A 20,721-nucleotide genomic window follows, 5' to 3' on the forward strand; every position below is an offset into this window, starting at 1 on the left:
AGGTTCTTCGTGATCAATACTTCGGCCGGTGCGAAGTGGCCCATTCGCGCGCGTGTTCGATCGGCAGGCGCTGCACTGCCGCGCGCACCTTTTGCGTTGCCAGCAGATTGTCCATGCGCTCCCGCCAGCGGCAGAATGCTGGGAACTTCGGATACATCGATTGCCCCTCGGCTGTCAGGCTGAACGCGAAGGTGCTCGGCAGCAGGTAGAAGTCCGCGATCGACAGTTCGTCGCCCAGCAGGAAGTTCTTGCCATGGGCGAGCTGGCCTTCGGCCACCGCAAGTCCGGTCTCGACCTTGGGCAACGCGTGGGCCACGACCTTCTCGTCGGAGGCAATGCCGAGTTCGGGGAAAACCAGGCGCTCGTGCGTCACGTGGTAAATCATGTAGGGGTAGTAGTAGGAATTGACCGCGCTGATCCACTGGTTCATGCGCGCCCGCGCCTTGATGTCCTTGGGCGTCAGCGACGGGCCGCCGAAGGCTTCGTCGACATAAGCGGCTATCGCGCTCGTCTCGTAGATAGTGAGATCGCCATGTTCGAGGATCGGCACGCGCTTGAACGGGTGCAGCCCCAGATGATCGGGCTTGCCCATGACCGGCTCGAGGTCGTGGAAGCGGTAAGCGACGTCCTTGTGTGTCAGGATCAGTCTGACGATGTTGACGAAGGTGCTGCGTGGAAAGCCGTAGACGATCGGATCAGACATCTTGGTTGTCTCCTGTAATTGGTCTCAGCGCCAGAAGGGCTTTGCGGCCTCTCGCAACACCTCGTCGCGCGTCAGGCCAAGGTCGTTGAGCAGATGCGGGTCGTCGGCGATCTCGCGCAAGGCGAGGCGTTGAAAAGGCCGGTCGAGCCAGTCCCACCACCTCGGTCGCCCAACGGGCGATGGTCTTTCTGAGCTGGATTGAGGAAGTGGCGTGGCAGCGTCCGCGGCCCGGACCGGCTGGATCGACGAAATGTCGGTTGACAGGATTGACATCGACGGGCTCCAAATCGCTTGAAATGCTTCTCTGGAGCTGTTCAATAGTATTGCGGGATGCTTCCCCGCAAAGCATCGTTTCTCGTGCTTGCCCTAGTTTTTCTCATGAAGTCGGTGCGATGCGCCCACGCCTGCCGCCGCTCAATGCCCTGAAGGCCTTCGAAGCCGCCGCGCGCCACGAGAGTTTTACGCGCGCGGCTGAAGAGCTTTGCGTCACCCAGGGCGCGGTGAGCCATCAGGTGAAGGCGCTGGAAACTGAGCTCGCGGTCAAGCTGTTCAATCGTGAACGTCAGCGCCTGATCATCACCGAAGCGGGGCGCGATTATCTTTCGGTCGTGCGCGATGCGCTCGACCGAATCGCCATCGGCACCGAGCGGTTGTTGCAGCGACAGAATGCAGGCGTGCTCACGGTCTCGACGTCTCCGGATTTTGCCGCCAAATGGCTGGTGCACCGGCTCGGCCATTTTGCCGAGGCGCATACCGGCATCGACCTGCGCGTTTCTGCCACCCTTCACCATGTAGACTTTGCGCGTGAGGAGGTGGACCTCGCGGTCCGCCACGGCGATGGCAATTGGCCAGGCCTAGATGCAATTAGGCTGTCGACGGAGCGGCTCTTTGCCGTATGCAGTCCAAAGCTCTTGTCGAATCGCCGTCGCATCGGGGGCGTCGCTGATATCCTCAAATTTCCCTTGATCCATCTCGACAGCCGATCCGACTGGGGGAACTGGTTGCGTGGTGTCGGTATCGAGGACGCCGGTGTCACACACGGGCCTGTGCTCAATCGTGCGAGCATGGTTATCGATGCCGCGATTAATGGACAGGGCATCGCGCTCGCTCGAACGACGCTGGCTGCGTGGGATTTGATCAACGGTCGGCTGGCACTCGCATTTCCGGAGTCAACGCCGCTCTCCAAGACCTATTGGATCGTATGCCCGAAGGCCTCTGCGGCGCAGCCAAAGATCGCGACCTTTCGCGACTGGCTGCTCGCCGAGGCCTCAAACGACCTTCGTCAACTCAAATCACTCGTCGGGACATCGAAGACGAAGCCGCGGTGATTACCAAACTGTCGTACCCTGTGTGTTGACGCTCGTTGCGATCTTAAAGGTCGGCGAACTCAGATCCTTTGGCGAGCGGTTGCGGCCGCTCTCACAGGACAGGAACAGAAGCCTCCAATCCTTTGTTTAGACATCGAGGGTCCAGCAAAGGAGAAGGACCATGATCACGAGCAAAATTACCATCTTGGGAGCGGTGCTGGCCTTCAGCACCACCTCAGTCTATGCGGGTCCCTGCGATACTGCGAGCCGCGATGCAGGATCAGGAAACGTCCCGGGCTACACCGGGCAAACCACGGGTTCCACAGCAACGGATTCCAAGGAGCATCCGCCGACATCTTCCATGAGCAAGGCCTCGGAGCATACCGCGACGTCATCGCAAGACGCGCAGCGCCAGATGCAGAACCAGCCTACCGCCGCAGAGCAGTCAACGGCGACCAAGCCTGCACCTTCCGCACAGCAACCGGATAGGACAGCAGGCACCGTCGAGCAGACCCGTCCCGCGCCTACTGAACAGTCAAAGAAGGCGACGGCGGGCGCGGCGGAGCCCGCACCTTCCGAGAAAAAGGCGACGGACTGCTAGAAGTGCGGGGAGAATCGGAGAGTATCGAGGGCTGGCCGAGCACCTTGGCCCTCGATCAGTCCCGCCGCAGATCACGCATAAATAACTCAACAAATTTCATGTACTTGAGACAAAAAGGTCGCCTGTATTAATAGTCCGGGCCCGATGCTGGTCACTTCCATCTATAAGACGTCAGCAAACGCGTTCTCGTGATCGTACAGTAAGGCTGTCTGACCTTAATTCATTGAACCGAACGGTAGCCCGTCAGTTAACCTGTATCACCGCTCGACAAGAGAGGCGTCGGTGACTGAGAGACCAATCGCGCTCCCGCCAGAGACGACAGGGAGAGCGCCATGATCGACCACCCTGATTTCCATTCATATTCAATCCAAGCACGCATCTGCCTTGGCGTCGCGATCTTCGGCGCCCTCCTCTTCATTGCAGTGGCGATGACCACCATCTAGCCCGCGCAGTAAGGCCGCCAGAAGACCGCTCGAGAGCCTCGAGTTTAGGTTTTTTCTGGCATCGCTTTCGTCCCGGATGCATACTTGTCACATCACCGCACGGCACCGTTGCTTCGATCGGTGATGAGAACGCCGGTTGCGCTCCCGCCCAAACACAGGGGAAGGAGAGTGCTATGAGACGAAGATCATCCCACACATTTGACGACAATCTGAACGCGGAGAGAGCCCGCATCATAGCGGAACTGGAAAACACACAGCCAGGACCCCAGCGCGATCTTTTGGAAAGCAAACTGCGCCAACTCGAAACCGCTTCTCATGTAGACGGGTGGCTGACGTCGCCGGGCCTGCAACCTCCTGAAGAATAGGCCGCCTCTGTGCAAGGGGTCAGCAGATGCATGAATACCGCGCGTATATCATGGGCCTCGACGGGCATATCGAGCTTAGCGTCGTTCTAATGTGCCAGGACGAAACCGAAGCTAAAAAGCGCGCCAGACGCCTGGCTGACGGGTACGACGTAGAGTTGTGGATTCAAGATCGAAAAGTAGCGGAATTTAAGAGTGAGTAGGACCGCCCTCGATTGGCGGCCTCTCTCGTGCCCGTCAGCCTCCTATGTCGCAGTTGGCCCAGTTCGGACTTCTCCGAACGGAAATTGGCCCGGCCGTTAGCCTCCATCGAACGGAGAAGGAGTCATAGTGTTCTTGCAGTAGCAGCAACGGCAATATCGTTGTCCTTTGCCTTGGTCCCTGCATCTGCCGAGGCGGCCCGCTGATCCGGTGCAGAGAGCGGTGATCAGGGTCTCGATCAAGCTGAAGTGAATAAGCCGCCAAGCTCGCAAGCCTGTCTTCTTGCCGGTTCCTAATTGACAAGCAATCTCGCCTTGGCAAAGTCCCGGGCTTGGGGACGGCGATCTCCCCATGAGGCGACATGCCCAAGCATCGCGTCCGGATTTCCGAGAAGGACGCAGCATGTCATCCGTCAAGTGCGGGTTTTCGCCAGATCGTTCAGCGTCCTTGCTGAGCGTAAGAGACCTGACCAAGCGCTATGGAAGAGACCGCGCCGCCATCGACGGCGTGACGTTCTCTGCTGTCGCCGGCGAAATCCTCGGCATCATCGGCCCAAATGGCGCCGGCAAGACGACGCTCCTGGAAGCCGTTGCCGGACTTCTACCGGTGAATTCAGGCGACGTCTTTTGGTGCGGAGAGCCGTTGCATGCAGGCCGTCGGCGCGACGTCCTGTTCTACCTGCCCGATGGCGTCCGCCCATACCAAGACCAATCGGTCCTGCAGGTCGTGTCATTCGTCGGCAACGTGTTTCGACGGTCAGACGCAGACATCGGCTCGATCATCGAAGCGCTTGGGTTGCAGCCAGTGCTTCGAAAGCGCGTGCACGCTCTGTCAAAGGGCTATGCCCGACGCCTGATGCTGATCATCGGGCTGCTCGCGCCGCATGACCTGCTGCTGATGGACGAACCATTTGACGGATTTGACTTGCGGCAGACGCGCGATGTCATGGGCGTATTGCGCCGCCACACGGCACGCGGACGCACGCTGATACTCTCCATCCATCAGTTGGCGGACGCCGAAAGGGTCTGCGACCGCTTCATCCTGCTCTCGGCAGGGCAGGTGCGCGGGTCCGGAGGACTTGCGGAATTGCGTGGGCAGACGGGACTGCCGAACGGCTCACTGGAGGATATCTTCCTTGCACTCACGTGAGGCATACGTGCGGCCCACCGCACCGATCGCTCCGCTGCTCGCAAAAGAGCTCCGCGAGGTCACGGCCGGTCGAGCGCTTTGGACCATGTTACTGCTGGTTTGTCCGCTCGTCGGGTACAGCTTCGTCCAGGCGGTGTCGCTGTACAGCGAGTCAAGTGCAGCGGCCCTGCAGTCGCCAGTTCTGGCGAGGAGCCTGTCACCGCTCGACGGAATCCTGGTCCCGACATTCGGCTCGTTTTATGTCGCGGTGACGTTGTTGTTTCCTTTCGTAGCGATCCGGGTGCTGGGACAGGAGAAGGAAAGTGGCGCATTGCGCCTGCTGGTCCAGTTGCCTTACCGGACCTCGACGCTCGTCGCCGCAAAATTCTGCGCCGCACTGGCAGCCTGGCTCATCGTGAGCATTCCTGCGCTTTCCGCGCTGGCTGCCTGGGCCATGTTGGGCGGCCATCTGGCTGCACCAGAGACGCTGAACCTTCTGTTCGGCCATCTACTGTACGGTGTGCTCGCCGGCGCCATTGGCTTGTTTGCCGCGGTCGTCTCCGACAGTTCGGCAACCGCCGCCATCATCGCGCTCGCCGTCACCATCGGATCATGGGTGCTGGACTTCGCGCTCGCTGGCGGCTCTGGTCTGTCGGCCTGGCTTGCGCAATTGTCGCTAACCCAGGCGCTACGTCCGTTCGAGCAGGGGCTTCTGTCGGCTGGCCTGGTGCTCGGCATAACTACCGCAATTGGTGGGCTCGCCGCGCTCACGATCGTCTGGCTTCCGCCCGGCACGCCGGTGCGAACAAAAGTAATCCGTTCTGGCTTGTGCGTGCTGGCGATCGTAGCTGGACTCGCCGCCGCGGCCCAAATCAGGGAGTCCGTGGACGTCAGCCAGGATCGCCGCAACTCCTTTTCGTCCGCAGATGAGCGCTTGCTCGCGACGCTTCGGCGTCCGTTGGTCATAAGGGTCGATCTCGCTGCCGAGGACCCCCGCTATATCGATCTCCGCCGGAACGTTCTCGCGAAGCTCGAGCGCGTCATGCCCGACGTCACCGTCATTCTCGCGAGCGGGCGGTCAAACATTGCCAATTCGGACGCCTATGGTCAGATTGATTTTGCGTACGGTGATCGAACTGACGTAAGCCGCTCCACCAGCCCGCGTGAAATTCTGCCGCTGTTATACGCGCTCGCGGGCGCGAAGCCACCTGCGCCTAGTCTTGGCGAAGAATACCCTGGTTATCCCTTGGTCGTCAGCGCGGACGCGGCGCTCCTGTGGTTCGTCGGCGGATTGCCGCTCCTGATCGTTCTCGCCTGGCGACACATTCGCCGGCTCCCCAAAACGAGGGCTCAGCCGTTCATCAAGGAGTCAAGCCATGAGTGTCAGTAACAAAGTCGGAACAGCCATCCTCTTGGCAATCGGTTGTGCGGTGCTGTCCAGCTTGGCCGCAGAGCCAATCAAAATTGACCTCTCGAATGAAACCGTCGGCGGGGAGCCAAAATCACTGGTGCCAGTGGTTGGCTTCTGGAGGATCGAGGAGGAGGGGGGCAAGAAGGTGATCACGGTCGATGGTCGCCAGTGGAAGGAGGGACAATCGTCGGCAGGTATCGCCGACAAGGCACGGGCTCTCTACGGGGAACGCTACGCTGAGTTTCTCGATCGCGTGCAGGCGTACGCCTACTATCCCTACGCCGTCGCGCCAAAGATCGACAACTTCAGCGATGGCGAAATTTCGGTGCGCTTTGAAGGCTTGTCCGGACGCATCGACCAGGGCGCCGGCATCCTCTTCAATCTCAAGCCAAATGGAGACTACCTGACAGTCCGCGCGAACTGCCTGGAGAACAATATCGTGCTGTGGAAGTTCGAGAACGGCAAGCGCTCTTCTGTCAAATGGGTGCGCAATACACCGACGGCGACGCGGCAGTGGCACGACCTCAAGGTTCGCGTGAACGGCACGAAGGTAGAAGGCTATCTCGATGGCAAGCTCTATCTGGAGCATACGCTGGGCCAACCGGTCTCTGGGCGGATCGGGCTCTGGTCGAAGGCCGACAGCCACATGTATTTCGCGGACTACACCGTAGCTGTCGGCAATTGAACCTAGAGGCACTGCACAGATGGATGTTCGGCCTTGTCCGAACAGGTGAGGGGTGACTGGACAATCCTTCCAGCTTGGGGAGAGACCGACAGAGAGGACGCGGGGTGAGTGCCGTTTGCACAAAGCTTTCTCGCGGCAGCAGGCTCAACTTTGCTGGAGCGATCTGTGAACTAGATCATTTTAGGTTGAAGGAGGTCGTGCCTCACTGAAGAAAGGCGGGTTCGAGGATTGCACCAGGAGGCGGGCAATGCCGATCACTACGGAGACGACCTCGTTCACCAAAGACGTTCAGGGCCGTTACCTCTGCAACAACCTCGCGGAGGTTGATGCGTGGAAATCCGCAGGCGGGCGTCCGTTCGATTTCATCATCGTGGGAGGCGGCACATTCGGCTCGGCAATCGCCGAGCATTTGTGGTTCCGACAAAAACAAACCAGCGGCGGATTGCGGACGCTGATCGTCGACGCCGGGAGGTTCACCGTTCCCGAGCACGTCCAGAACACCGGGATCCAGGGGTTCGCCGACCCGGCTAATCCATTCTTCCTGAACGAGAACCTGCCGCAGCCGGAGCAGCCACGCAACGAGGTCTGGGGCATCCCCTGGAAATCGACCATCCCCTTCAAGGGGCTGGCATATACGCTGGGTGGCAGATCGCTTTATTGGGGCGGCTGGTCGCCGCGTCTCCTCGATGAAGAAATGGCGACGTGGCCGCCGACCGCCGTGACCGATCTGAACACCCGATATTTCGACGAGAGTTCCCGGCAGATCGGTGTCGACGAGGCGAACGATTTCATCGCCGGCGAACTACAGAACGCCCTGCGACGTCGGCTTTTCGACAATCTCGCCAGCGTCCCCGGGGTGTTTTCCCTCGACGCGCTGCCGCCTTCGCCGCTCTTGAAGCCGGGCGCTGACCCTGCACAGCTACTCGGTCTGACGTCTACCGGCGGACTTTCTCAAAACGACCTGTTGAATTTGTTGAAGCTGGAGGCGCCCCTCGCTGTACAGGCGCGGCCGCCCCATGCGGGATTCTTTCCGCTGAACAAATTCAGCGTCGTTCCGCTCCTCATGAAGGCGGCCCGGACGGCGGCAAGTGACTCCAACGGCAATGACTCAGTCAAGGAGTTCATGGTGCTGCCGGACACGCACGTCCTGACGCTGCGTACGGTTCCGACTGCAGGGGGTACCTGGCGCGTTGCCGGCATCGATACAAGCCGCGGCCCGATCGATCTGGCACCGGGTGGTACCGTCATCATGGCGCTTGGTACGATCGAGAACGCTAGGCTTGCGCTGGCTTCGTTTGACGCAACAGGACTTCCGACCTTGCCGCTCATTGGCAAGAATCTGATCGCGCATCTGCGTTCGAACCTCGTCATCCGCGTGCCTCGCGCGGCGATCTCCGGCCTTTCGCCGACCGTCAACGAACTGCAAACCGCGGCATTGTTCGTGAAGGGGCGAGCGACGCGGCCTAACGGCGATCTGATCGGCCGTTTCCATCTTCAGATTTCAGCGAGCGGTGGCGGCAATGCCGTCGGCGGGGAGGATGAGCTCTACCGCAAGGTTCCCGATGTCGACTTTTACGACCAGCTTCGTACCTCCAACGATACGCACGTGGCTATCGCAATAAGAGGGCTCGGAGAGATGGAGCCCATCGATCCGGCTAACCTTGCTGCCCACCCAAGCCGTGTCGACTTGAGTTCGCGCCCTGACGAGTATGGAATTCGTCGCGCGTCGGTAACGCTCACGACGACCCCTCGGGATCAGGACCTCTGGGGCGCAATGGATGCGGCCATGCAGCAGGTAGCCGCCATTTTTGCCAACGGGCAGCCGATGCAGGTACTCCAGAACAATCAAGACGGTCTCGGGACGACCCATCATGAAGCCGGGACGCTTTGGATGGGGACCGACCCGACCGCGAGCGTCACGGATGGCAACGGACGTTTCCATCACACCGAAAACCTCTATGCGGCGGGCCCGGCGTTGTTCCCGAGCATCGGCTCACCCAACCCGATGCTGACCGGCATCGCGTTGTCGCGCCGCACCGGCGACCTCATCATGACGCCGCCGCCGTTCGCGGCCGATGCGGGCTTCGAGACGCTGTTCGATGGCACCTCGCTCGGTGACTGGACGATGTCGACGATCAGCAACCAGCCGGGGCGCGACGATCCCGGCGCGTTTCGGGTCCGACGTGGCGTGCTCGAGGGACGAACCGGAACGGATCTGGGCCTGCTCTGGCTCAAGAGACCGACACCGGCCCGCTACGTCTTGCGGCTGCAATGGATGATGACCGCGGCGGACGACAATTCAGGCGTCTTCATCGGCTTTCCGGACCCGCGCAACGAGGGCTACGACAACACCGCCTATGTCGGCGTCAACTTCGGATTCGAGATCCAGATCGACCAGTTGGCGCGTCCCGACAACGCACCGATCCACAGGACCGGAGCGGTCTACTCCTTCAAGGGCCCGACTGATGGTCCATTGACCGTCCATCCGGTTGGAGAATGGAACGACTATGAGATCACCGTCGATGGCGCCGACATCACCGTCGCCCTGAATGGACAGACGGTCAACCTCTTCCATTTCGCGGGCGATCCTCAGTCTCCGCGCCGCGGGCTTCCATCGACCGCACAGGACCCGCGCTTCATCGGCCTGCAGACGCATACGGGGCGCGTGCTCTTTCGCAACATTCAGTGGAAGGCGCTGTGACCGATGAACCTGATGGCGCTGGGATCATTGGGTGCCGTGGAGACGAACGGCACCGTAACGTTCGGACTCTGGCTCCCTTGGGTCTCGGCGGCCGACGGCAATGTCGTCACGGTGAAGATCATCCATGAAGCAGACCAGTTTCTGCAGGCGATATCGGCTAGGGAGTTTCAGCTCGCGCACAGTGTACGTCCTCCTTACGGGGATTTCTGGTCGGTCACGGTCCCCATCGCTGGGACTCCGCCCGCGGTCCAGGGCTCCGCCTGGGGCAATCCGGGTCGTTACGTCTACCGATACACGATCACGAACCCGAACGTCGGCACGGTCGACTGGATCATCGACCCCTTTGCGCGCGAGTTCGGTGTCGGCAAGCAGTCCGCCTTCACCTTGGGCTACCAGCCCTACGTCTGGAGTGCCGGTGAAGCCCAATGGCGAACGCCGGCGCTGGCGGATCTGATCCTGTATGAAGTGAACATCGCGGAGTTCGGCAACGATCTCGACCGCGCCCGCGGCCTCGTCGCCTATCTCGCTGACCTCGGGATCAATGCCATCGAGATCATGCCGCTATCCAACGTCGGCAACTCGGTCGACTGGGGCTATCTGCCGATCGGCTACTTCGGGGTCGACGAGCGCTTCGGCAAGCGGTCGGATTTCCAGCAGCTGGTCGACATCTGCCACCAGCATGGAATCGCCGTGATCGTGGACGTCGTCTACGGCCATGCTGGCGTGGATTTCCCGTACTACGATGCCTATACGCGGCTGCAGTACCGCGAGAATCCGTTCATGGGGCCGTTTGCAAAGGACTACTTCAGCAATTTCGGAAAGAGCACGGATTTCAATCGGGCAATCACGCGAGACTACTTCTTTACGGCCAATCACCATTGGCTCGACGTGTATCACGTCGACGGCTTTCGCTACGACTGCGTCCCGAACTACTGGGACGGGCCGATGGGCGTGGGCTACGCGAGCCTCGTCTATGAAACCCACCAACTGACCAAGGCGAACATCGCCGCAGGTCGTCCGTATTGGAGTCGCTTCGACGCGGGAGCCGGTAAGCCGCTGGCGCTAGTGCAGATGGCCGAGCAGCTCGAAGCCCCTGAGGAAGTGTTGCGATCTACCTATTCCAACAGCACGTGGCAGAATGGCACCTTCGGCGCGGCGCGTGCGGTGGCCCAAGGCGACCGCGGCCAGCTTTCCGACCTCGGCTTGAAGCTCGGGCTGTTCGGCTATCCGGACCGGGAAACTGTCAATGGCGACGACATCCCCAAGACCGCGCTCCAGTACATCGAGAACCACGACCACGAACGATTCCTGTGCAACTTCGGCACCTCCAATCCGGATGAAGCAGGCAATCCGCTGTTTGCGGAAGGCGACCGCAGGCGCTGGTACCTGCTGCAGCCCTATTTGATCTGTTTGCTGATGAGCAAAGGCATTCCGATGCTCTGGCAAGGCGAGGAGTTTGCGGAGAACTATTTTCTGCCCGATTTCGGAATGGGCCGGGTATCGCTGCTGCGACCCATGCGTTGGGATTTTTTCTACGATGAGTCAGGCCGTCCGATCGTGAGCCTGTTGCGCAGGCTGCTGCGCATTCGGCGGCAGAGAGACCACATTCGCCAAGGCACGTACTTCTTCTTCAATGATTGGGACCGGTATCAGCAGTTCGGCATCCTGCTGTTCGCGCGTTACGACGGCGCCAGGTACACCTTGGTCGCCGTCAATTTTGGCGACACCGACCGAACCGTCCCGTTCTGGTTTCCTATCGCAGGCGACTACGCCGAAGAGCTACATGGGGGCGCTCTGGATCTGAAGAATGTTCTTGCGCTGCGCCAAGTCTGGTTAAGCATTCCCTCGCACTACGGCCGAGTTTGGACGCTGACGTAGGAGCAAAAGCGCAAGTGTTTGGTCGTCGGGAAAGACTGCCCAACGCTCCGGACGAAAGCTTGGTGAGGGCGCGGTGGAGAGAGGCTCGCCCGACGGACGAGGCCCGGACGTCCTCTGAGATTGCCGCTGTCTCCAGCACGTTGTCGGCTCCGGATTAAGTTTACGTAGAGGGTGTCACACGCTGGCCGCTTCCTCGCGAACAAGGTCACAACGTTAGCTGATGTCCGCTTCTGGGCACGATGCGAATCGTCACTTCGCGTTTGGGTCGTGTGAGACTGTTGTCAGCCTTTTAAGATTGAAAATGGGCTTGAGTCGCAGAGTGTTAGCCAGTTCATAATTCATGTCGAGCCTGCCGCCTTAAGCTTTCTGAGACAACCGCTCGGGAGGCAACGATGACACCCGATTGGCTTATTTTCCCTGCGACTATCGCCTGTGTCTGCATCCTGATCATTGTGAGTTTGATGGTCCTTGGCGCTTGGTAGGCAGCCGAAAGAGGTATCTTCGAAGACCTCTGAATATTTGCCTTATACTGACGTGGACTCGTATAGGTCAGCAGTTCGATCGGGTGCGGCATGGATTGCCCGAGTTGCGGCAGAGTCAACCCAGAGGGAAGAAAGTTCTGCGGCGATTGCGGCGCGCCGCTATTCTTCCGCTGCCCTGCTTGTGGGGCGGACAACCCGTCGGGCAAGAAATTCTGCGGCGACTGCGGTGCCCAGCTCGTGCCGACGGTAGTGGCCCGCGCATCGACATCCACCGTGCCACCGCTCACGGAGCGCTCAAGCCTGTCACCCGGGCCATCTTCTTCCGCCGAGCGTCGCCAGCTGACAGTAATGTTCTGTGATCTCGTCGGCTCGACGGCGCTTGCGACAAAGCTCGATCCGGAAGACCTAGGGAAGATAATCGCCGAGTATCGCGACAGCGTCGCAGCGGCCGTCCGCAAGTACGGTGGTACCATTAGCCGCTACATCGGCGATGGCATGCTCATCCTGTTCGGTCATCCTTTAGCGCATGAGGATGATGCCGAACGCGCGGTGCGCGCCGCGCTTGAGATCGCCGCCTCCATGCGCGCGCCGCGAGGCCCACCGGCTTTCGAGCTGCGGGTTCGTCTGGGACTCGCAACTGGTCTCGTGATGGTCGGCGACCTTATCGGCAGCGAAGCTGCGGAGGCACAGGCGGTCCTTGGCGAGACGCCGAACCTGGCCGCTCGGCTGCAAGCGCTCGCCGAGCCAGATGGGGTGGTCATTGCCGAGGACACGCGGCGGCTAATCGGCGGGCTCTTTGACTACGAGGATCTTGGCTTGGTCACGCTAAAGGGCTTCGTCGCGCCAGTGCAGGCCTGGCGGGTGCTGCATGAGGGAACGGCTGAAAGTCGCTTTGAGGCGCTGCACCCCTCAGTGCTCACCCCACTGGTTGGGCGTGACGATGAACTAGCCTGGCTTGAGCGGAGCTGGCGGCGTGCGAGCACGGGTTCCGGTCAAGTGGTGGTGCTCGCCGGTGAGGCGGGGATCGGCAAGTCGCGCCTCGTCGCGGCTATTCAGGAGCGTATCGAACGCGAACCGCACACCTGCTTGCGCTACTTCTGCTCGCCGCATCATCAGGAGAGTGCGCTCTATCCCTTCATTGCACAACTCCAGCGAGCGGCTTGTTTCGATCGTGAGGACACACCGAGGGCCAAGCTTGACAAGCTCCGAGTGCTGCTATCCCCGGCATTGCCGCCTGACGAGGACGCGGCGATCCTGGCCGAGCTGCTGTCGATCCCGAACGGCGATCTGTACCTGCCGTCTCCCTTAACGCCGCAACAAAGGAAGGAGAGAAGCTTCGCCGCTCTGATTAGACAGCTCGAAGCTCTGGCGCGACGACATCCAACCATGATCGTGTTCGAGGACGTGCAATGGATTGATCCGAGCTCGCGCGAGTTGCTAGACAGGACGGTCGATTGTATCTCGGCCCTGCCGGTCTTGGTGCTTGTCACCCACCGTCCCGACTTTCAGATGGTATGGACCGGGAAGCCGCATGTCGCCTTGTTGGTGCTGAACCGGCTTGACCAGAATGCGGGCGCCGCCTTGATCCGGAGCGTGGCCGGCGTCCGCACGCTGCCGACCGAAATCGTCAATGAAATTTCTGAACGAACAGATGGCATTCCGCTGTTCGTTGAGGAGTTGACCAAAGCGGTGCTTGAAGCGAGCCCCGAGGAGATCCCGCGAGCCATTTCCTTCGCGCCGCTGCCCGGAGTTGCTGTGCCAGCCACGCTGCATGCTTCATTGATGGCGCGCCTTGACCGAATCGGTCTGATAGCAAAGGAGGTGGCGCAAGTCGGCGCAGCCATTGGCCGCGAGTTCTCCTACGATTTGCTTGCCGCGATCGCGCAGCGGCGTGACAGCGAGTTGCAGGCGGCGCTCGACCGGCTGATCAGCGCCGGGCTCGTATTTGGGCATGGCGAACCGCCCGACGCGAACTTCTTGTTCAAGCACGCACTCGTGCAGGACGCAGCATACGGCACAATGTTGCGCAGCCAACGCCGCAAACTTCATGCGCGGATCGCGGGCGTGCTCGAGGAGAGGCTCGCTAGAGGCATCCAGGAGCAACCGGAGATCCTTGCTCACCACTGCGGACATGCTGGTCTGATTGAGAAGGCGGTTTCCTATTGGCAAGAGGCCGGTGAGCGTTCCAAGGCTCGATCGGCAATGACAGAAGCGATCGGGCAGATGAGAAGGGCGCTCGACCTCCTTCTCCATCTGCCGGATACCCCCGGGCGCCAGCGCGCCGAAACGGAACTTCAACTCGCGCTCGGCGGGGCACTAATCGCTGTGAAGGGCCATGCGGCCGAAGAAACAGGCAAGGCTTATGCTCGGGCCCGCCACCTCTGCGAGCTGCTGAACGACTGCCCGACCCTGCTCAAGGCGCTCTGGGGCGAGTTCGTGCATTTTCACGTACGGGGTGAAACGGACAGGTCGCATCGTATCGCCGAGACCCTGCTCGACTTCGCCAAACGACAGAAGGATACGGCCATTCTGGTCGCAGGTCATCGCGCAGTCGGTGATAGCTGGCTCCATCGCGGCCACTTGACCTTGGCGCGCGCTCATCTTGAGCAGGGGCTCGCTCTTTACGAACCGGCGCAGCAGCGTTCTCTGACGGCTCTGTTCGCCGAAAATGCCCGCGTGGCAATGCTTTCGTTCTTGTCACTGACATGTGGTCTTCTTGGCTTCGCAGATCAGGCGCGCAATCAGAGCAATGATGCTTTGGCAGAGGCGCGCGAGTCGTCTCACCCGATCAGCCTCGCATTTGCACTTAGCGTCGCGTGCCGGCTGCATTTCGTTCTCGATGATGTGGCCATGGTGGGCCGCCGGGCAGAGGAGCTAATCGCGCTTACCAAGGAGCAGCGCTTTGGCTTCTTTCTCGCGATGGGCACCGCATATCGCGGCTGGACGTTGGTCGAGGCTGGCGACACCGAGGCTGGAGTGGAGTTGCTCCGACGCGGTATTGAAGGATTTCAGGCGTCCGGCGCAGCATGGATTCTGCCGTTCTATCTTGCCCAACTTGCGACAGCGGAGGCAAAAGCAGCGCGGTTCGAAAATGCGCTCGGCCAGTTAAGCGAGGCGTTGGTACTAACCGAAAAATCTGGGGTGCGATGGTTTGAGGCGGAGCTGTTGCGGCGGAGAGGTGAGCTGATCCTGACTGCACGACCGGGCGCCGAGGCCGACGTGGAATCCGATTTTCGCCATGCCATCACAATTGCGCGCCAACAGAACGCGAAGCTTTGGGAACTCAGCTCTGCCCTGAGCTTGGCTCGGCTTTGGTGCAAACAAAACAGGCGCGATGAAGGACGCCGTCTATTGGCGCCGGTCTGCGGCTGGTTCAATGAGGGCTTCGACGTGCGCGACTTGAGGGAAGGCAAGACGCTGCTGGAAGAACTAAGCGTGTAGATGCGTGGCAATTTGATTCTCAACTTAGGACACCAATTCTGACCGATTAGGACACTAGGCTGCTTCGAACGTTACAGCTATCGGACGATCCGAGGTGATCTCGCGATGGACAGCGTAGAGCGCTTTTTTGTCGGCGTGGCCGTTGCGGGCGGGATATCTCTTTGCGCAGCAGTGTTGATGCTTGGTTCTTAGCGCTACCGCCCACGAGGAATTGATAATTTCACCAGGTGCTTCTCGCGGCACTTTCTTCAATTCGCGGAGTCGATGCCGTGCTTCTCCGCATTTCCATGTGCTCGACGGCACGGTGGAGTTGCAGGACGCGAGCCAGTCGCTCTTACTGTTGGCTACCGAATGAATGAGAAGACCCAAGGGGCGCTCTCATTCTTACTTTGGCGATTGCAGGCCCGGCGAAGCCAGCCACCCTCTCAGGTGAGAAGCGGCCTTAGCCCGTCGAGCTTGGCGAACAATTCGCTCTCTGCTGGGCGGAATGCTTTGGGCCTCTTCCCACAGATCCTGTGCCGCCTCCACGAGCAGTTCTTCCAAAGTGGTATTCTTGAACCGAAGTCTTCTCAGCATTGTGTTGCTCCCTCGAATGCAGGCGGGAGCGCGATCGCTCTCTCGGCCACCGGGCACCAACAGAGGTCAGTCTTTGGCCGGTGATGCTAGGCAACTGTCCACACGGACGAAGGTTGCTAAACTGGATCGCCAAGCAGAAAGCCCCGCTGCTTGGGCGCGTGGTCCCCACCGTGTTACCGCATTTCGAGTTCTTTGATCGCGAGAGCCGATATCTCCGTCGGGTCATGCGCACCGCTTTGCGCGACCTTGATGATCTTCTTCGCGACCATTTCCGTAAGGGGATCGTCGCGATCCTTGACGCAGAGGGCATGGAGCGTTTGCGCGTAAGCTTTAGTGATGCAGCTGACCATCTCCGGCTCAATCGCGGCTTCTTGGATCAATTGGTGAATAATACCCATCTCTAAACCGGAGGCAGGCTCAACTGCCTCCAACTCTTTCGGGATACGGTCACAGTGCGCTCGGTGGCGGACTTGTAGCTGGCAAAGGTAGCTAGCAAATCGACCGCTAAGTCCATGTGGACCTCCGCGGGTTAGCTCGTCGATGATCCGGGTCTGCCGAACAACATGGCGCTCACCGGGTGCAATGTGCTGCTCGACTTCAGCTAGTGCTGGCGCGGCATGCGAGGATCCATGGTTCCATCTTTGCACGATACGGGAACCGGTCCCACTTAATTCGTCTATCCACCGACGAATTTAGACCCCCGGCGGGTGCTCTACTCGTCTCTAAGTTTGAAGGCTACGGATGCGGACGCCCGTCACAAAGAACGGCCACGTCGGGAGCAACGAGCGGCGTCGCGCGTTGTAGAGGAGGGAAGCTGTGCGCATGGAGCAACGGTGGCAGCCATGGTGGACCTCACTCCGAACCGCGCCCATGGTCCGTCTCCGATTTGGAGCCGGAGCACCGCCGGGCGATCTGCAAAGAGATTGGGGGGCGACTTCGCGGTACCCTCGCGGACGATGCGGCGCCGCTACCACCACAACTGGAGGGTTTGGTAGAGCGGCTTACCGAGTCGGACGGCGGAGCGTCGCCAACCGCCTCAGCGCGCCAAGACGACGCCGCATCCCTGCCGCTCTGGAAGCGTGTCATGAGGCTTTGGCGAGACTTCTGAGAGGGCCACTCAGGATCGGGCCGCGCAACCTTGGTGCAGCCCAAGCGGGAGCAACAGATCATGACTGACGATCAGGTCAATCTCGTCGTTCAGCAGCTTTGCGAACAATTGCACTTGGCGCTCCGATTGAAGGGCAGCGAGGCACATCCACCAAACGCCAAGGATATCGGATTCGATCCTGCCTCTGTAAGAACTGTATTGCTGACCGGCTTGCGTTCGGCAGGTGTCACGATCCACCATGAGGCGGTCGGAGCGAGCGAAGAGCCGCCATGGTCCTAAACGCGAAGCGCGTGACCGCCTTCGCAACGCATTAGCGTTCTACACTGCGATGTATCCGATCAACAGATGGCGTCTTTGGATCAGGCCAACTGACTCTTAATCAGCGGCCAACGGGTCCCGGGTTCGGGCCCTGGTGCAATTTGACTCGCTATCACGACACGCTGTCGATGTGCTAGGCATTGAGGAACGACTTGGGTCGTTCATTCAAGTTTCGCGGAAGCCGCGCGAGAAACTGTCGAGAACTGGCTTCATGATGTACTCGAAAAACGTACGCTCTCCAGTCCTGATGTAAACGTCGGCGGGCATCCCCGGCGTCGGGGTAAAATCAGGCATGTTTTTGAGAATATCATCTTTGTCCAGGCGCACACGAACGACGTAAAATTCCCGACGCGTGTCAGTGGCGGGACGTGTTTCGGTATTTGCCTGCACTTGCTCCGCCAAGGCGTCCGCTGATACGTAGATGACTGTCGCTCCGACCATGGGCGTGATGCGCTGGTTGAGCGCCGACAGCCGCACCAGCGCCTCCTGGCCAACGCTCACGTGCGAAATGTCCCTGGGATTCACATGTGCCTCGATGATGCGCTCGTCGCCTATCGGAAGGAGCTCCAGGATCACGGCTCCAGGACCGACTACGCCGCCCGGCGTATGGAAGTTGTTCTTCACGACGACGCCACGGACCGGCGAACGGACGTCCATCCGGTCGACGACATCCCGGGCGGCGCGGATCTGCTCCTCCACGTCATCCAGATCAGTTTCGGTCTCGCGCAGTTCCTTGATTGCATCGCGTAGTGCCGTTGAATGGAGCTGGGCTATTCTTTCGTTCGCTTGAGCGATCCGCTCCCTCGAATCGGCGATCCGGCCGAGAAATTCCCCGAGATCTCCCCCGAGACTTGCCTCAGAGCGTCGCAGCGCCAGCACATCCGATTTGCGGATCAATTGCTGGCCAAGCAATGAATTCTTGTCCTTCAGCTCTTCGACGAATAGGGCAATACGATCTTTGGTGGATTGCACTTGGGCCTCGTACCCGCGAATGCTCTCCTCCAGCCCGGCAATTTGCTTCCTCAGCACGCTTACCTCCGTTGCGAGGCTGACCTGGCGTGCCCGCAGCTCGGCACGTTGTCGCTCAAGAATCGCTTTGATTTCCGGATCATCTTCGCTTTTGCTGAATGCGTCCGGAGTTTCGAGAACCTGTGAGGAGTGCATTTCGGCTTCGAGACGAGCTTTCATGGCGAGTAGTCGATACTTCTTTAGAACCAACCGCCTCAGCTTGGCGTTGGCAGCGGTATCGTCCATGCGAACGAGGACCTGGTTTGCCTCGACGGCATCACCTTCCTTGACCGCAATCTCGCGGATGATGCCGCCCTCGAAATGTTGGATCAGCTTGTTCTGTCCTGTGGCCATGAACGTGCCCAGCGCCACGACCGCACTGTTTAGTGGAGCGACTCCAGCCCAAACACCGAAACAACCGAGCCATACAACTAAGATGGCCAAGCCGGTGAAAATGGGCCATTTGGCGCTCAGTGGCACGTCGCGATACCACGCGCCGATGGTGTCCTTCTCCGCTGTCATGCTGTCCTCTCGAGCTGATCACCGGCTGGGCTCGAAGATTCGATGCGTTGTGGCTGGTCCGGCCTGCTTTGGCCGGCTCCGCCCGGCGACCGAACCAGGCGATGCAGCACGTCGTTTGGAGACCCGAATGCCTCCGCCCGTCCAGCCCGCAGGACGAGCACCTTGTCTACGCTGTTCAGCAGCGCCGGACGCAGTGTTACGACTACTACCGTAACGCCACGCTTCTTGGCCCGCTGTAGCGTCTCGGTCAGAGCTTGCTCGCCCGCCGCGTCGAGATTCGAGTTGGGTTCGTCGAGCACGACCAGAGATGGATTGCCAAAGAAAGCCCTGGCCAGGGCGATGCGCTGTTTCTGTCCTCCGGAGATCGGCCCGCCGCTACGGTCGAGCAAACTCTCGTATCCATGTGGCAACTGACAGACCATATCGTGGACGCCCGAGAACATTGCCGCTTCATAGATGCTCGCGTCGGGCAAATCGTCGCGCATACGACAGATGTTTTGCTTGATGGTCCCGGGAAATAGCTCGACCTCCTGAGGCAGGTAGCCGGTATATTCGCCGAACTGGCGGCGATCCCAGTTGCGCAGCTCCGTTCCGTCCAGCCTTACCTTGCCGGCGGTCGGCACCAGACAGCCCACCAGAATGCGCGCGAGGGTCGACTTGCCGGATCCGGACGGCCCGACAATGGCAAGAGACTCGCCGGGCGCCAGTTCGAGCGAAACACCATTGAGCACCGGTTCCTTGGAGCCAGGTGGCAGGTATAGGACCCGATCCACGGTCAGGCGCCCTTGTGGTTTGGGCAGGAGCAGCTTCGGCGTCTCCCGCTGGAACGACTCGACCGCCTGCTTGACCCGTCCATAGGCCGATCGCGCCTGAACGCAGCTTCGCCATCCTTCGATCAACCCCTCGAGTGGTTGCAGGGCACGGCCGGCGATGATGGAAGCTGCTATCATCATGCCCCCGGTGATCTCGCCCTGAAGCGCCAGGTAGGCGCCCGTGCCGAGAATCGTGATTTGGGCCACGAGCCGGACGAATTTTGAAGCACCGCTTATCCAGAAATTCCGGTCGAGCGCCTGGCTCTGCACCGTCAGGGCCGGGGCCTGGCGACGTCCCCAATGGAGAATGCTCTCGCTCAGCATTCCCATCGCGTTGATCACCTGCGAGTTTCGCGCCAGCGACTCGGCCGCGGCATCGGCATCGGCGGCATGCAAGCCTGCCTGGCCCAGACGCTCCGAAGTCGCTTTCTGATTAATCACCGCGATCACCGCCAGGGCCAAGCCCGCGACGACGGCGATCCAGCCGAGATCTCGATGAACAAGAAATATGACTCCGAAGTAGAGTGGCGAGAGTGGCGCGTCCATCAGCAGAATCATGACCGGGCTCGCGATGAATCCGCGCACTTGGTGTAGGCTACGAATCGCGTGAATAGTCCCGCCCTCGCCGGCCCTAGCGTTATTGATGCTGCTCGCCAGCACTGCGCCACCAAGCAAGGCCTCCATTTTGGTTGCAAGGCGCCCCAGCACTTGACGTCGCAGAATGTCGACCGTCGAGAGGATGCCGATGAACGCCAGCGCCAGAGCTGAGAGCATCAGGAGTGTTTCGAGGCTGCGACTCGTCAGCACGCGGTCGGATATCTGGAACAGGTAGACAGGCAGGGTGAGCATCAGCAGATTCACAACGACAGAAAATGCCGTGACTGCGATCAGGTTGGTGCGCGCCACCGAACGCCAGGCATCCAGCGGGTTGAAAGGTCCAATATGATCGCGGGTCTCGTCACCGGGTGTGACGGAAGGATGATTCGCCGAACGCCTGCGCGGGGCATTGATCGGTATCTCGACCTCCGCCATGT

General features: G+C 60.3%; 13 protein-coding genes. 9 read left to right on the top strand and 4 right to left on the bottom strand.

Translation table 11 applies throughout. The features are described from left to right. Positions 1–13: 13 nt before the first annotated feature. Positions 14–703, bottom strand: coding sequence for a glutathione S-transferase family protein (locus QA642_RS12430; protein ID WP_283084926.1), 690 nt, complete (start codon positions 701–703; stop codon positions 14–16). A 392-nt stretch (positions 704–1,095) separates the two neighbouring features. Here QA642_RS12430 and QA642_RS12435 point away from each other — a divergent pair, with 392 nt between their 5' ends. The 8 genes from QA642_RS12435 (at position 1,096) to QA642_RS12470 (ending at position 15,343) form a co-directional block, all read left to right on the top strand. Continuing rightward, complete coding sequence (locus QA642_RS12435; protein ID WP_349253873.1) at positions 1,096–2,031, top strand: transcriptional regulator GcvA; 936 nt, start codon at positions 1,096–1,098, stop codon at positions 2,029–2,031. Positions 2,032–2,191: 160 nt separating this feature from the next. Beyond that, positions 2,192–2,611: a hypothetical protein gene (locus QA642_RS12440; protein ID WP_283084928.1), complete on the top strand. Its 420-nt coding sequence runs from the start codon at positions 2,192–2,194 to the stop codon at positions 2,609–2,611. Between the two features lie 1,408 nt (positions 2,612–4,019). Then, positions 4,020–4,766, top strand: a complete 747-nt coding sequence (locus QA642_RS12445; protein ID WP_283084929.1) for an ABC transporter ATP-binding protein — start codon at positions 4,020–4,022, stop codon at positions 4,764–4,766. Between the two features lie 85 nt (positions 4,767–4,851). Then, positions 4,852–6,135, top strand: coding sequence for an ABC transporter permease subunit (locus QA642_RS12450; protein WP_283084930.1), 1,284 nt, complete (start codon positions 4,852–4,854; stop codon positions 6,133–6,135). Continuing rightward, positions 6,122–6,841, top strand: coding sequence for a hypothetical protein (locus QA642_RS12455; protein WP_283084931.1), 720 nt, complete (start codon positions 6,122–6,124; stop codon positions 6,839–6,841). The genes QA642_RS12450 and QA642_RS12455 overlap by 14 nt, the downstream gene beginning before the upstream one ends. A gap of 247 nt (positions 6,842–7,088) precedes the next feature. Continuing rightward, positions 7,089–9,542 (top strand): family 16 glycoside hydrolase, encoded by a 2,454-nt coding sequence (locus QA642_RS12460; RefSeq protein WP_283084932.1) that lies wholly within the window; start codon positions 7,089–7,091, stop codon positions 9,540–9,542. A 3-nt stretch (positions 9,543–9,545) separates the two neighbouring features. Then, positions 9,546–11,420, top strand: a complete 1,875-nt coding sequence (locus QA642_RS12465; protein ID WP_283084933.1) for an alpha-amylase family glycosyl hydrolase — start codon at positions 9,546–9,548, stop codon at positions 11,418–11,420. Between the two features lie 572 nt (positions 11,421–11,992). Next, entirely contained in the window at positions 11,993–15,343 is a 3,351-nt protein-coding gene (locus tag QA642_RS12470) for an adenylate/guanylate cyclase domain-containing protein (RefSeq protein WP_283084934.1), read from the top strand. 749 nt (positions 15,344–16,092) lie between these two features. On the opposite strand, the gene QA642_RS12475 is transcribed toward QA642_RS12470, so the two are convergent. Then, the gene (locus QA642_RS12475; protein ID WP_283084935.1) at positions 16,093–16,317 is read right to left on the bottom strand and encodes a hypothetical protein; all 225 of its coding nucleotides are present in this window, start codon (positions 16,315–16,317) and stop codon (positions 16,093–16,095) included. A 770-nt stretch (positions 16,318–17,087) separates the two neighbouring features. Here QA642_RS12475 and QA642_RS12480 point away from each other — a divergent pair. After that, positions 17,088–17,306, top strand: coding sequence for a hypothetical protein (locus tag QA642_RS12480; protein WP_283084936.1), 219 nt, complete (start codon positions 17,088–17,090; stop codon positions 17,304–17,306). A gap of 204 nt (positions 17,307–17,510) precedes the next feature. On the opposite strand, the gene QA642_RS12485 is transcribed toward QA642_RS12480, so the two are convergent. Beyond that, positions 17,511–18,875, bottom strand: a complete 1,365-nt coding sequence (locus tag QA642_RS12485) for an HlyD family type I secretion periplasmic adaptor subunit (protein ID WP_283084937.1) — start codon at positions 18,873–18,875, stop codon at positions 17,511–17,513. Continuing rightward, positions 18,872–20,719: a type I secretion system permease/ATPase gene (locus tag QA642_RS12490; protein WP_283084938.1), complete on the bottom strand. Its 1,848-nt coding sequence runs from the start codon at positions 20,717–20,719 to the stop codon at positions 18,872–18,874. The genes QA642_RS12485 and QA642_RS12490 overlap by 4 nt, the downstream gene beginning before the upstream one ends. Between the last annotated feature and the right edge of the window lie 2 nt (positions 20,720–20,721).

Origin of the sequence: Bradyrhizobium sp. CB2312 (assembly GCF_029714425.1) — a bacterium.
Taxonomy (GTDB): domain Bacteria; phylum Pseudomonadota; class Alphaproteobacteria; order Rhizobiales; family Xanthobacteraceae; genus Bradyrhizobium.